At 75.9% G+C, this 12,421-nt stretch carries 13 protein-coding genes and 1 tRNA gene; 3 read left to right on the top strand and 11 right to left on the bottom strand.

Going from position 1 to position 12,421, the window contains the following annotated elements:
• The 9 genes from J5O08_RS16645 to J5O08_RS16605 all read right to left on the bottom strand — a co-directional run.
• Positions 1 to 273 (bottom strand): Rho termination factor N-terminal domain-containing protein (locus J5O08_RS16645; RefSeq protein ID WP_218708006.1); only part of this gene is annotated, 273 nt, incomplete at its 3' end.
• A 244-nt stretch (positions 274 to 517) separates the two neighbouring features.
• On the bottom strand, positions 518 to 1,471 hold the full coding sequence (gene thrB / locus J5O08_RS16640; RefSeq protein WP_218708005.1) for a homoserine kinase: 954 nt from the start codon (positions 1,469 to 1,471) through the stop codon (positions 518 to 520).
• Positions 1,472 to 1,479: 8 nt separating this feature from the next.
• On the bottom strand, positions 1,480 to 2,571 hold the full coding sequence (gene thrC / locus J5O08_RS16635; protein ID WP_166938314.1) for a threonine synthase: 1,092 nt from the start codon (positions 2,569 to 2,571) through the stop codon (positions 1,480 to 1,482).
• On the bottom strand, positions 2,571 to 3,959 hold the full coding sequence (locus J5O08_RS16630) for a homoserine dehydrogenase (protein WP_218708004.1): 1,389 nt from the start codon (positions 3,957 to 3,959) through the stop codon (positions 2,571 to 2,573). Before J5O08_RS16630 ends, thrC begins: the two co-directional genes overlap by 1 nt.
• Positions 3,960 to 4,122: 163 nt before the next feature.
• Complete coding sequence (locus tag J5O08_RS21735; RefSeq protein ID WP_218708003.1) at positions 4,123 to 4,461, bottom strand: HepT-like ribonuclease domain-containing protein; 339 nt, start codon at positions 4,459 to 4,461, stop codon at positions 4,123 to 4,125.
• Positions 4,458 to 5,084: a nucleotidyltransferase domain-containing protein gene (locus J5O08_RS21160; RefSeq protein ID WP_255590080.1), complete on the bottom strand. Its 627-nt coding sequence runs from the start codon at positions 5,082 to 5,084 to the stop codon at positions 4,458 to 4,460. The genes J5O08_RS21735 and J5O08_RS21160 overlap by 4 nt, the downstream gene beginning before the upstream one ends.
• 99 nt (positions 5,085 to 5,183) lie before the next feature.
• Complete coding sequence (gene lysA / locus J5O08_RS16615; RefSeq protein ID WP_218708001.1) at positions 5,184 to 6,575, bottom strand: diaminopimelate decarboxylase; 1,392 nt, start codon at positions 6,573 to 6,575, stop codon at positions 5,184 to 5,186.
• A complete protein-coding gene (gene argS / locus J5O08_RS16610) occupies positions 6,572 to 8,251 on the bottom strand; it encodes an arginine--tRNA ligase (RefSeq protein WP_218707999.1) in 1,680 nt (559 codons plus the stop codon). The genes lysA and argS overlap by 4 nt, the downstream gene beginning before the upstream one ends.
• A 39-nt stretch (positions 8,252 to 8,290) precedes the next feature.
• Entirely contained in the window at positions 8,291 to 9,571 is a 1,281-nt protein-coding gene (locus tag J5O08_RS16605; RefSeq protein ID WP_218707997.1) for an MFS transporter, read from the bottom strand.
• 106 nt (positions 9,572 to 9,677) lie between these two features.
• On the opposite strand from J5O08_RS16605, the gene J5O08_RS16600 reads away from it, so the two are divergent.
• Positions 9,678 to 10,331 carry a FadR/GntR family transcriptional regulator gene (locus J5O08_RS16600; RefSeq protein ID WP_147795938.1) on the top strand — a complete coding sequence of 218 codons (654 nt, stop codon included), beginning with the start codon at positions 9,678 to 9,680 and terminating at the stop codon, positions 10,329 to 10,331.
• 60 nt (positions 10,332 to 10,391) lie between these two features.
• Positions 10,392 to 10,467, top strand: a tRNA-Arg gene (locus J5O08_RS16595).
• 66 nt (positions 10,468 to 10,533) lie between these two features.
• On the opposite strand, the gene J5O08_RS16590 is transcribed toward J5O08_RS16595, so the two are convergent.
• The gene (locus J5O08_RS16590; protein ID WP_255590088.1) at positions 10,534 to 11,520 is read right to left on the bottom strand and encodes a Gfo/Idh/MocA family protein; all 987 of its coding nucleotides are present in this window, start codon (positions 11,518 to 11,520) and stop codon (positions 10,534 to 10,536) included.
• Between the two features lie 50 nt (positions 11,521 to 11,570).
• On the bottom strand, positions 11,571 to 11,873 hold the full coding sequence (locus J5O08_RS16585; protein ID WP_218707993.1) for a hypothetical protein: 303 nt from the start codon (positions 11,871 to 11,873) through the stop codon (positions 11,571 to 11,573).
• Between the two features lie 153 nt (positions 11,874 to 12,026).
• Here J5O08_RS16585 and J5O08_RS16580 point away from each other — a divergent pair, with 153 nt between their 5' ends.
• Positions 12,027 to 12,416 (top strand): hypothetical protein, encoded by a 390-nt coding sequence (locus tag J5O08_RS16580; RefSeq protein ID WP_218707992.1) that lies wholly within the window; start codon positions 12,027 to 12,029, stop codon positions 12,414 to 12,416.
• Positions 12,417 to 12,421 lie beyond the last annotated feature (5 nt).

The raw sequence follows: 12,421 nt of genomic DNA, 5'->3' as shown, positions 1-12,421 counted from the left end.
CGGCGCGGTGGTCTCGGCGGCGGCCGCGGTGTCCGGCCGGCCGGCGTCGCGCGTCGCCGCGCGGCGGGTGCGCCCGGCGGGGCGCTCGCCGCCACCGGCGCGCTTGGCCTGGATGGCGTCGACCAGGTCGCTCTTGCGCATCCGGGAGGTCCCGGTCACGCCGAGCTCGGCCGCCAGGGCCTGGAGCTCCGGCATGCGCATGGCGGACACGGCGCCACCACGGGCGGAGCCGCCGGAGGCGCTGCTCACGGCCGGCTCGATGGTGTCTGTCACGAAGGACCCTTCCCCCTCGTCGGGGACCGCCGCCCACGGTCGGGGCGCGCGGTCCGCGTCCGGCCCTGTCTCGGGGCCGGCGCGTCGGTGAAGCCGCACGGGTCGCGCCGATCGCGTCGACTCGCGTGGGCTGGATCGTTCCCGGGCTCGGATCTCCTGAGCGACGCTGCACCGGAAAATGGCTGAGCGGATGTCAGGACGAGGCCCGGGGAACGGCGCCCAGCATAGCACCGGGGCGCGTCGATCAGGGCAGTCTCCGGGCCTCCGCGCCCGCGGTGTCGATCGCGAGCGGGACGATGCGCCAGCCGCCCATCACCCCGCCGAACACCTGCTGCAACGCGTCGTCCGCGTCGGTCGGCCGGGCCCCGTCGCCGTCCGGCTCACCCGCCGCGCGCGCGAGCACGAGCACCGTCGGTCCCGCGCCCGACACGACCGCCGCGACGCCCCGGGCGCGCAGCGCGTCGACGAGCGCCAGGCTCTCGGCCATCACCGGGCGGCGGTAGCCCTGGTGCAGCCGGTCCTCGGTCGCGGGCAGCAGCAGGTCCGGGCGGCGGCCGAGCGCCTCGACCAGCAGCGCGGCGCGGCCCGCCTGGAACGCGGCGTCGCCGTGCGGCACCTGCGCGGGCAGCACGCCGCGGGCGTGCGACGTCGACAGCCGGCTCGACGGCACCACCGCGACCGGCGTGACGTCCGGGTGCACCGCGAGCCGGGCCGCGCGCACCGCGTCGGCGCCCTCGGACCAGGCCACCGTCGCACCGCCGAGGAGCGCCGGCGCCGCGTTGTCGGGGTGCCCCTCGAGCTCCGTGGCCAGCCGCAGCACGACGTCGTCGTCCAGCGACTCGGGCTCCGCGACCAGCGCGCGCGCGGCGAGCAGGCCCGCGACCACGGCGCCGGCCGACGACCCGAGGCCGCGACCGTGCGGGATGCGGTTGCGGCAGGTCAGGTGCAGGCCGGTCTGCGGCGCGCCGACGTGGTCGAGCGCGTGCCGCAGCGCGCGGACGACGAGGTGGTCGTCGCCGGACGGCACCTCGTCGGCACCCTCCCCCACCACGTCCACCAGCACGTCCGCCGAGCCGAGCGCGCGCACCTCGACCTCGTCGTGCAGCGCGAGCGCGAGGCCCAGCGCGTCGAACCCAGGTCCGAGGTTCGCGCTCGTCGCCGGGACGCGCACCCGCGCCCGGTCGGCACCCAGTCGCACGGCGCGCCTCAGCCGAGGCCGAGCGCGGCGGCGATCTCCACCACGTCGGGCCGCACCCGGGTGGTCTCGACCTCCGTGCCGTCCGCGGTGCGCAGCGCCCACTGCGGGTCCTTGAGGCCGTGACCAGTGACGGTCACGACGATGCGCGCGCCGGCGGGCACACGACCCTCCTGGGCGAGGCGCAGGATGCCCGCGACGCCCGCGGCCGACGCGGGCTCGACGAACACGCCGACCTGCGAGGACAGCACCCGGTGCGCGTGCAGGATCTCGTCGTCCGTCACGGCCTCGATCAGCCCGCCGGACAGGTCGCGGGCCGCCTCGGCCTGCGTCCAGGAGGCGGGGTTGCCGATCCGGATCGCGGTCGCGATCGTCTCGGGCTCGGTGATCGGGTAGCCGTGCACGATCGGCGCGGCGCCGGCGGCCTGGAAGCCCCACATCGCCGGCGTGTGCGTGGCGACCGGGTCGAGGTCCGCCCCGGCGTCCAGGCCGGCGTACTCGCGGAAGCCCTTCCAGTACGCGGTGATGTTGCCGGCGTTGCCGACGGGCAGCGCGTGGATGTCCGGGGCGTCGCCGAGGGCGTCGACGATCTCGAACGCACCGGTCTTCTGGCCCTCGATGCGGTCGGGGTTCACCGAGTTCACCAGCTCGACGGGGTACGCCTCGGCGAGCTTGCGCGCGGCGATGAGGCAGTCGTCGAAGTTGCCGTCGACCTGCAGCAGCGTCGCGCCGTGCGCGACCGCCTGGCTGAGCTTGCCCATCGCGATCTTGCCGTCCGGCACCAGGACCGCGCACACCATGCCGGCGGCGGTGGCGTACGCGGCGGCCGACGCCGAGGTGTTGCCGGTGGAGGCGCACACGACGGCCTTGGCGCCGCGGCCCGCGGCAGCGGACATCGCGGTCGTCATCCCGCGGTCCTTGAACGAGCCGGTCGGGTTCATGCCCTCGACCTTGACGAACACCTCGGCCCCGGTGAGCCGCGACAGCGCGGGGGCCTCGACGAGCGGCGTGCCGCCCTCGCCGAGCGTGACGACGCGCTGCTGGACGTGCGCCGGCAGCCGGTCGGCGTACTCGCGGATCACGCCGCGCCACTGGTGTGCCATCAGGCTCCCTCGACTCGCAGGACGGACACGACCTCGCGCACGGAGGCGAGGTCGCGGATCGCGGCGACGGTGGCGGCCAGCGCGGCCTCCGGCGCCTCGTGCGTGGTGATGACCAGGCGGGCGACGCCGGGCGCGTCGTCGCCGTCGGCGGCGGGGTCCGCGGGGGCGACGTCGGCGGGCGACTGCCGGACGGCCTCGATCGACACCCCGTGCTCGGCGAGCACCGCGGACACGTGCGCGAGCACGCCCGGCCGGTCGTCGACGTCGAGCCGGACCTGGTAGCGCGTGCGCGCCGACTCCGCGGGCAGCACCGGCAGCGCGGCGTACCAGGACTCGGCGGGGCCGCGCCCGCCGTGCACCCGGTGCCGGGCGGCCGAGACGACGTCGCCGAGCACGGCGCTCGCCGTCGGGGCACCGCCCGCGCCGCGGCCGTAGAACATGAGCTCGCCGGCGGCCTCCGCCTCGACGAACACCGCGTTGAAGGCCCCGCGCACCCCGGCCAGCGGGTGGCTGAGCGGGACCAGCGCCGGGTGCACCCGGACCTGGACGCCCTCCGCGCCGTCCTCGGTCGCGCGGCGGTCTGCGATCGCCAGCAGCTTGATGACGTGCCCGGTGCGCGCGGCCCAGGCCACGTCGTCCGCCGTGACCTGCATGATCCCCTGGCGGTCGACGTCGTCGATCGAGACCCGGGTGTGGAACGCGAGCGACGCGAGGATCGCGGCCTTCGCGGCGGCGTCGAAGCCCTCGACGTCGGCGGTCGGGTCGGCCTCGGCGTAGCCCAGCGCCTGCGCCTCGGCCACGGCGTCCGCCAGGTCGAGGCCCTCGGTCGCCATCCGGTCCAGCACGTAGTTGGTCGTGCCGTTGACGATGCCGAGCACGCGGTGCACCCGGTCGCCGGTGAGCGACTCGCGCACCGGGCGGACCAGCGGGATCGCGCCGGCGACCGCGGCCTCGAAGTACAGGTCCACGCCCGCGGCGTCGGCGGCCTGGTAGAGCGTCGGGCCGTCCTCGGCGAGCAGCGCCTTGTTCGCCGTGACGACCGCCGCGCCGTGCTCGATCGCGCGGAGCAGCAGCCCGCGGGCCGGCTCGATGCCGCCGACGACCTCGACCACGACGTCCGCCTTCGCAACCAGGCCCTCGGCGTCCGCGGTGAGCAGCGCGCGGTCGACGACCGGGTCGCGCGGGGCCTCGACGTCGCGCACCGCCACCCCGACGAGCTCCAGCGGCGCCCCGACCCGCGCGGCGAGGTCCGACGCCTGCGTCGTGAGCAGCCGGACGACCTCCGTGCCGACGACCCCGCAGCCGAGCAGCGCGACGCGCACCGCGGGGCGGCCGGTCGCGCCGGGCGCGGGCGAGGTGGGGCTGACGGACTCGTCGCGTGGGGTCACCGCGTGCACCTTCCGATCACGCCCGGTCTGCTCCGGGCCTGCTGGGGTGGGGTCCGGCGCAGCGGCGCCCGACCGGACCACAGGATAGGGGCGCGCCCTCGGCGGGCGGCCGGGTATCCACACCGTGGGCGCGCCGGTCCGGCGGCGGCTGCGGCCGTGCGCGTCAGGCGGTCCCGTCGATGACCTCGGCCGCGGCGAGGAGCCGGGCGCGCAACGGCTCGAGGTCGCGGACCAAGGCCTCGCGGACCACCTCCGACTCCACGGCGAAGTACCCGTGGACGATCCGGTTCCGCGTGGACCGGACCGAGTGCCAGTCGCCGCCGCAGATCTCGTCCCGCAGCCCGGCCGGCAGTCCGGACAGGCAGTCGATGGCCGCGGCCAGCCGCAGGCACGCGGCGTCGAAGCCCGCGGGGTCGTCGAGCCCGAGGCGGTCGACGTGGGCGCGCACCGCGTCGACGTGCTCCACCGCCTCGACGACCAGGTCGACCGGTGTACGCCTCACAGCGCGACGGCCTGGACCGTGGCGGCGACGCGGGGCTTCAGCATCCGCGCCGGCACGAGGTCCACGGGTCGCTCCAGGATCTGCTCCAGCTCCACCTGCGCACGGCCGAGGTCGAACAGGCTGACCCCCGGTTCCAGGTCGACCAGAAGGTCGACGTCCGAATCCGGGCCGTCCTCGCCGCGCGCGACCGACCCGAAGACCCGGACGTTCGACATCCCGTGCCTGCCCGCGGCCGCGACGATCGCGTCCCGCTGACTGCCGAGCACCCGGTTCAGCACGGTCTCGGGTGGCGGTCCGTCCGCGCGCTCCCCCGGCGGCGCCCCGCCGTGCCCGTCCCCCGGCGCCCCGTCGACCACCACCTCGCTCCTCGCCGGCACGACGTCCACCGCCGGCGGCACCGCGTCCGCCCGGCGCAGCAGCCGGGCCACCTCCGGCTGGCTCCGCCCGAGCGCCCCGGCGATCCGCCGCTGGCTCCACCCGCGGGCCGCCGCCTGCCGCACCGCGAGCACGAGCCCGCGGGCCGCCTCGGCCCGCAGCCGGTCGGCCCGCACCGCGGCCTCCCCGAGGTACGCCCCGAACGCCGCCTCGACCGCCGTCGTCCCGTCCTGGTCCCCGTCGACCATCCCGATCACCTCCGATAGCAGACGCTATCGACGGCACGGAGCACTCAACCGACGCCCGGCCACCTACCCAGCGCCGCCCGCGGGGGCGGCGGGCACGGCTCAGCCCAGGTCGAGCGCCAGCAGGTCGTCCTCGGTCTCGCGCCGCACCAGCACCCGCGTGGCGCCCTCGCGGACGGCGACCACCGGCGGTCGCGGCACGTGGTTGTAGTTCGACGCCATCGACCGCCCGTACGCCCCGGTCGCCGCGACCGCGAGCAGGTCGCCCGCCGCCACGTCGGCCGGCAGCTGCACCTCGTGCACGACGATGTCGCCGCTCTCGCAGTGCTTGCCGACCACGCGCGCGAGCACCGTCTCGGCGGCGCCTTCCCGCGACACGATCGCTGCGTGGTAGTGCGCGCCGTACAGCGCGGGGCGGATGTTGTCGCTCATCCCGCCGTCGACGGAGACGTACAGACGGGACCGGCCCTCGTCGAGCGAGACGGGCTTCACGGTGCCCACGGTGTACAGCGTCAGCGTGGTGGGGCCGACGATCGCGCGCCCCGGCTCGAACGACAGCCGCGGCAGCGGCGTGCCGAGCGCGGCGCAGGTCGCGTCGACCGCCGCGGCGATCTCCTTCGCGATCCGGTCGACGTCGAGCGGCACCTCGCCGGGCAGGTAGGCGATCCCGAACCCGCCTCCGAGGTCGACCTCCGGCACCAGGTACCCGGTGCGCGCGGCCAGGTCGGCGCGCAGCCCGAGCACCGACTGCGCCGCGACCGCGAACCCCGCGGGGTCGAGGATCTGCGAGCCGATGTGCGAGTGGATGCCGAGCAGCCGCAGCTCGGGGTGCCGGAGCACGAGCTGCAGCGCGGTGAGCGCCGGGCTGTCGCCGCCGTCGGCGGGCGTGGCGACCGACAGGCCGAACTTCTGGTCCTCGTGCGCGGTCGAGATGTACTCGTGCCCGCCCGCGTGCACGCCGGTGGTGACCCGCACCATCACGGGCGCCGGCTCGGCGCCGGCGCCCCGCGCGCGGACGGCCGCGGCGACGCGCTCGACCTCGCCGCGGGAGTCGACGATGAGCCGGCCCACCCCGGCCTCGAGCGCCCGGGCGATCTCCGCGTCCGACTTGTTGTTGCCGTGCAGCCCGAGGTCCGCGCCCGGCACGCCGGCCCGCAGCGCGACGGCGAGCTCGCCGCCGGTCGAGGTGTCGACCCGCAGGCCCTCCTCGTGCGCCCAGCGCGCGACGGCGACGGACAGGAACGCCTTGCCCGCGTAGTAGACGTCGACGCCGGCGCCGACCTCGGCGAACGCGGACTCGAACGCGGTCCGCAGGGCCCTGGCGCGCGCCCGGAAGTCGGCCTCGTCCAGCACGTACGCGGGCGTGCCCTGCTCCGCCGCGAGGTCGCGCAGGTCCACCCCCGCGACGCGCACGGCCCCGTCGGCGCCGCGGCCCGCGGAGGCGGGCCAGGGCAGGCCGAGCGGGGCCGGCGCGGCGGTCGGGCCGCCGGTCACATGCGCTCCGGGGCGCTCACGCCGAGCAGCGCCAGCCCGTTCGCGAGCACCTGGCGGGTGGCGTCGTTCAGCCACAGCCGGGTGCGGTGCACGTCGGACACCTCCTCGTCGCCGAACGGGAGGACCCGGCGCTGGTCGTACCACTTGTGGTACGCCCCGGCGAGCTCCTCCAGGTACCGGGCGACGCGGTGCGGCTCGCGCAGCTCGGCCGCCTGGGCGACGATCCGCGGCAGCTCGGCGATCTTGCCCAGCAGCACGGACTCGGTCGCGTGGTCGAGCAGCGACGCGTCGAACCCGTCCTCCCGGCGCACGCCGGCATCGGCGGCGTTGCGGCCGACCGAGCAGGTGCGGGCGTGCGCGTACTGCACGTAGTAGACCGGGTTCTCGTTCGTCGCCCGGGTCAGCAGGTCGAGGTCGAGGTCGATCGACGAGTCGGTCGACGACCGCGCCAGCGAGTACCGCGCGGCGTCCACGCCCACGGCGTCGACCAGGTCCTCCAGCGTGACGACCGTGCCGGCGCGCTTGCTCATCCGGACCGGCTGGCCGTCCTTGACCAGGTTGACCATCTGCCCGATGAGGATCTCGAGGTTCACGCCCGGCACGTCGCCGAACGCGGCGCACGCCGCCATCATCCGGCCGACGTAGCCGTGGTGGTCGGCGCCGAGCATCATGATCGCCCGGTCGAAGCCGCGCTCGCGCTTGTCGAGGTAGTACGCCAGGTCGCCCGCGATGTACGCGGCCTCGCCGTCGGACTTGACGATGACGCGGTCCTTGTCGTCGCCGAACTCGGTGGTGCGCAGCCAGGTCGCGCCGTCGGACTCGAAGACGTGGCCGAGCTCGCGCAGCCGCGCGACGGCCCGGTCGACGGCGCCGTTCTCGTGCAGCGAGTCCTCGTGGAAGTACACGTCGAAGTCGACGCCGAAGTCGTGCAGCGCCTGCTTGATCTCGCCGAACATGAGGTCGACGCCGCGCGCGCGGAACGCCTCCTGCGCCTCGGCGTCCGGCAGCGTGCGCGGGTCGGGGTCGCCGGCCGCGACCGCCTGGGCGATGACGGTCTCCGCGATGTCGGAGATGTACTGGCCGCCGTAGCCGTCCTCCGGCGCCTCCTCGCCCTTGGCGCGGGCCAGCAGCGAGCGGGCGAACCGGTCGATCTGCGCGCCGTGGTCGTTGAAGTAGTACTCCCGGGTCACGGCCGCGCCGGACGCCTCGAGCACGCGCGCGAGGCTGTCGCCGACCGCGGCCCAGCGGACGCCGCCGATGTGGATCGGGCCGGTCGGGTTCGCGGAGACGAACTCCAGGTTGATCTTCTCGCCGGACAGGGACGCGTTGCGGCCGTACCCGCCCGCGGCCTCGACCACCGAGCGGGCGAGCTCGCCCGCCGCGGCGGCGTCGAGCGTGATGTTGAGGAAGCCGGGCCCGGCCACGTCGACCTTCGCGACGCCCGGGGCGTCCGCGAGCCGGCGCGCGAGCTCCTCGGCGAAGGCGCGCGGGTTGGTCCCGGCCTTCTTCGCCAGCTGCAGCGCGACGTTGGTCGCCCAGTCGCCGTGCTCGCGCTGGCGGGGTCGCTCCACGTGCACGGTGGCGGGCAGGTCGGCGGCGTCCAGGGCGAAGGTCCCGTCGGCGACGGCGCCCGCGAGGGCGGCGCGCAGGGACTCGGAGAGCTCAGCGGGGGTCACCGGACAAGCGTAGCGACGCGCCGGGCCTCCCCCGACCCGTCAGGCGGGCGGGGCCGCCGGCCGCCGCGGACCCCAGGTGTCCTCCAGCATCACCGGCCGGCACGCCACCGTCGCCGCGCCCAGCAGCACCACGAGCGTCCCGAGCAGGAACAGCAGCGCCGCCGTCCACGTGCCGGTCGCGTCGTACAGCGCCCCGACCAGCAGCGGGCCGGTGCCGGCGATCGCGTACCCGACGCCCTGCGTGAACCCGGACAGCGAGGCCGCGCCCGCCGACGTCCGGGTGCGCAGGTTGATCAGCGCCAGCAGCACCGGGAACGCACCCGGCCCGATCCCGCCGAGCAGCACCCACAGCCACACCGGCCCGCCCGGCGACACCAGCAGCCCGACGTACGACACCGCCCAGCAGGCCACGAACACCACGACCAGCCCGATGGGGTTCCGCATCCGTGCCGCGGCGATCGGCGCGATCAGCGCGGGCGGCAGGCCGAGGATCGCGAACACCGACAGCCACACCCCGGCCGCGTGCGCCGACGTCCCGCCGTCCACCAGGATCTGCGGCAGCCAGGCGAACATCACGTACGAGTCGAGCGAGTTCATCGCGAACGTGATCGCCATGCCCCACGCCAGCGGGCTGCGCCACACCCGGCCGCCGGACCGGTGCCGCGAGGTCAGCGCCGGCGTCGTCGCGGGGGCGCGGCGCAGCAGCCCGGACAGGTGCGTCCGCGCGGCGGCCGAGCGGACGACCACGACGACCCACGGCACCGCCGCGAGCACGCCGACGACCGCCCACACCGACAGCGCCGTCCGCCACCCCAGCCGCTCGGCCACGGGCAGCGCCAGCAGCGCGGGCAGCGCCGTGCTGAACGACATCGTCACCGAGTAGATCGAGGTGACCACGCCGATCCGGTCCGGGAAGTACCGCTTCACCACCGGGGGCAGCAGCACGTTGCCCATGCCCATGCCGGCCAGCGCGATCACCGACCAGCCGAGGAACCCCGCCGCCGACGTCGAGGTGGACCGCACGACCTCGCCCGTCACCGAGAGCAGCATCGCCGCGACCAGCAGCGGCTCCAGCCCGACCCGGCGCGCGAGCACCGGGGTGAGCGAGCCGAACGCCGCGAACGACGCCACCGGGATCGTGCCGAGCAGGCCCGCCTCGGTCGGCGACAGCGCCACGTCGGCGCGCACCAGGTCGAGGATCGGCGACACCGAGGCGACGGCGATCCGCAGGTTCAGCGCGACCAGCACCACCCCGAGCAGCACGACGCGGCGACCGCGCCAGGGCGCGACGGGACCGGCGGGCGGGGTGGTGGTCGACATGCGGCCTCGGTTCTGCACGGGAGACGGCGCGCGTCGGCGGGCGCTGGCGGACGGGTGCCCCGGTCGTGTTGAATCGCGGCACAACTGACCAGGGAGACTACTCCGCATGACGCGACGCACCGGACTCATCGACGCGACGGTGGCGCAGCTCCGGGCGCGCATCACCTCGGGCGACTGGCCGGTCGGCACCCGCATCCCGCCGGAGCCCGCGCTGGTCGAGCTGCTCGGCGTCGGCCGCAACACCGTCCGCGAGGCGGTCCAGTCGCTGGTGCACGCCGGGCTCGTCGAGCGGCGGCAGGGCTCGGGCACCTACGTGCTGTCCACCTCCGAGCTGGCCGTCAGCATGGGACGGCAGATCGCCGACGCCCGGCAGCGGGACGTGATCGAGGTCCGCCGCAGCCTGGAGGTCGAGGCCGCCCGGCTCGCCGCCCGTCGCCGGACCACCGCCGACGTGGCGGCGATCACCCGCCTGCGCGACCAGCGCGCCGAGGCGTACCGGTCGGGCGCGCTCGACCGGATGGTCGCGGCCGACCTCGCGCTGCACCGCGCCATCGCCCGCGCCGCGCGGAACCCGGTGCTGCTGTCGCTGTACGAGAACCTCATCGACGCGATCACCGACAACATCCGGTTCAACTTCGCGCAGATCCTGCAGGACGGCGACAACCACGACGGGCTCGTCGAGGCCATCGCGGCGGGCGACGACGTGCGGGCCGTCGACGAGACCAGCGTCTACCTGTCGGGGCTGCTCGGGGAGGACTGAGAGCCTGGTAGTCTCGTGCACCGCGCCGCTGGTTCGCCGGTCGGCGTGCGGCGGTACCCCGCCCTCGTAGCTCAGTGGATAGAGCGTCTGCCTCCGGAGCAGAAGGTCGTAGGTTCGAATCCTATCGAGGGCACCAGCACGCAGGCCCGGCCCCGTCGAGGGACCGGGCCTTCGTCGTCCCCGGCGCCGGGCGTCCGGCGCGTCAGCCGTCCGCCGGGAACCGGATCCCCGCCGCCCGCCGCGCCGCGGTCTGCACCCGGCTGACCGCCACGCTGCGGTCCAGCCACGCCGACGCGGCAGCCCGGTCCTCCTCCTCGACGGCCCGGACGAACGCCCGGAACTCCGTCGCGAGCCGGTCCCCCGCCAGCCCGTCGTCGACCGTCTCCACCGCCCCGTCGGCCAGCTCCAGCGTCACCGCCCCGACCAGGTTCGGCGACGTCGACGTCGTGATCCGGCCCGCGGTGCCCTGGATCAGCCCGCCCTGCGGCCCGGCCGAGTCCTTCGCCTGGGTGCAGGTCGCGACGAACCCCGGGTACCGCAGCACCAGCACGCCGCTGGTGTCGATCCCCCGCTCGACGTTCGCGGTGTACGTCGCTTGCTCCGGCTCGCCGAACAGGCCGAGCACGAAGTGCAGGTTGTACAGCCCGAGGTCCATCAGCGCGCCGCCCGACTGCTCCGGGTCGAACGCCGGCGGCACCTCCCCCGCCCGGAACGCGTCGTACCGCCGCGAGTACTGGCTGTACTGGGTCTGCACCAGCTTCACGTCGCCGATCCGCGGCAGCCACCGGCGCACCTGCGCGAACGCGGCCAGGTGGATCGTCGTGACCGCCTCGAACAGGAACCGCCCGCGCTGCTCGGCGAGCCGGCGCAGGTCCAGCGCCTCGTCGACGGTGCTGGTCATCGGCTTCTCGACGACGACGTGCAGCCGACGCTCCAGGCCCTCGCGGGCGTAGGCGACGTGCGCGGCGTTCGGCACGGCGACGTAGAGGGTGTCGATCCCGGCGGCGCAGAGCTCGTCCAGGCTGTCCGTCACGAGCGGCACGCCCGTGCGGGCGGCGAGCTCCCCCGCCCGGTCGAGCGACCGCGGGCGGGCGAGCACGCCCACCACCTCCAGGCCGGGGACGCGCGGCGCCCCGCGCTCCAGGAACTCCGCCACCATGGCACCCGCACCGACGACCCCGAGACGCATCACCCGGAGATCATCCCCCGGGCGTGAGGGCCGCCCGGACCGCCCTCCGGTCAGCGCGGGGCGCGCGGGAGCGAGCGGGCCGCCGGCTCGCTGAACTCCAGGGTGATCCGCAGGTGCCGCAGCTCCCGCTGGTCGAGCACCCGGCCCGCGCCCTCGTAGTGGATCGACTCGCCGTCGATCAGCTCCAGGCGCGCCATCGGGGCGTCGACCAGCAGCGTCTCCGTCGTGGCGTCCTCGACTCTCAGGCTCCCCCCGGTGCCCTCGATGCGGACCGTGTGGCCGCGCAGGTCGACCGCGCGCAGGAGCGCGCGGGTCGCGCCGTCGCGCAGCAGGATCCGGGTCGGTCGCAGCACAGGGGGTCCTTCCGGGAGCGGGGTCGGGTGCGCGGCGCTGCGCGGGGGAAGCGCATGCCACCCAGATCGTACGATCGGCCGCCACCAGGGCACTTGTGAGGACTTTGGCGCCGGCTTGACCCGGCGTCACGGCCCGGCCGGTACCGTCGGCACGTGCCCCGCCGCCGCCCGCCGTCGATCCCGGGCCTCGTGGAGCACCGGGAGCCGCTCGCGCCGGGCGAGGCGCACGTCGACCCCGCCGACCCGCGCGGCCTGGCCCGCCGAGCGGGCGACGGCTCGGACTGGTTCTCCTGGCGCGCGGAGCTGTTCTCGTGGGTGGCCGCGGTCCTCGCGGTCGTCGAGGTCGTACTCGCCGTCCGCGCGGCGTCCTGGCGCCCGCTCGGCGCGGCCGCTCTCCTCCTGCTGGCGGCGGCGGTCGCGTGGCGGACGCGCACGCGGTACGACCGCTCCCCGCGCGGGAGGCGCGACATGCTGCGGATGAGCGGCGGGCTGTTCGGCGCGCTGCTCGTCTTCTTCGTCGCCCTCCCGTTCCTCGCGCCCTGACCGGG

This window comes from Cellulomonas sp. PS-H5 (assembly GCF_019265565.1).
Lineage (GTDB): Bacteria > Actinomycetota > Actinomycetes > Actinomycetales > Cellulomonadaceae > Cellulomonas.
Note: the sequence above shows the minus strand (reverse complement) of the source record. Positions and strands in the feature narration are given on the sequence as shown.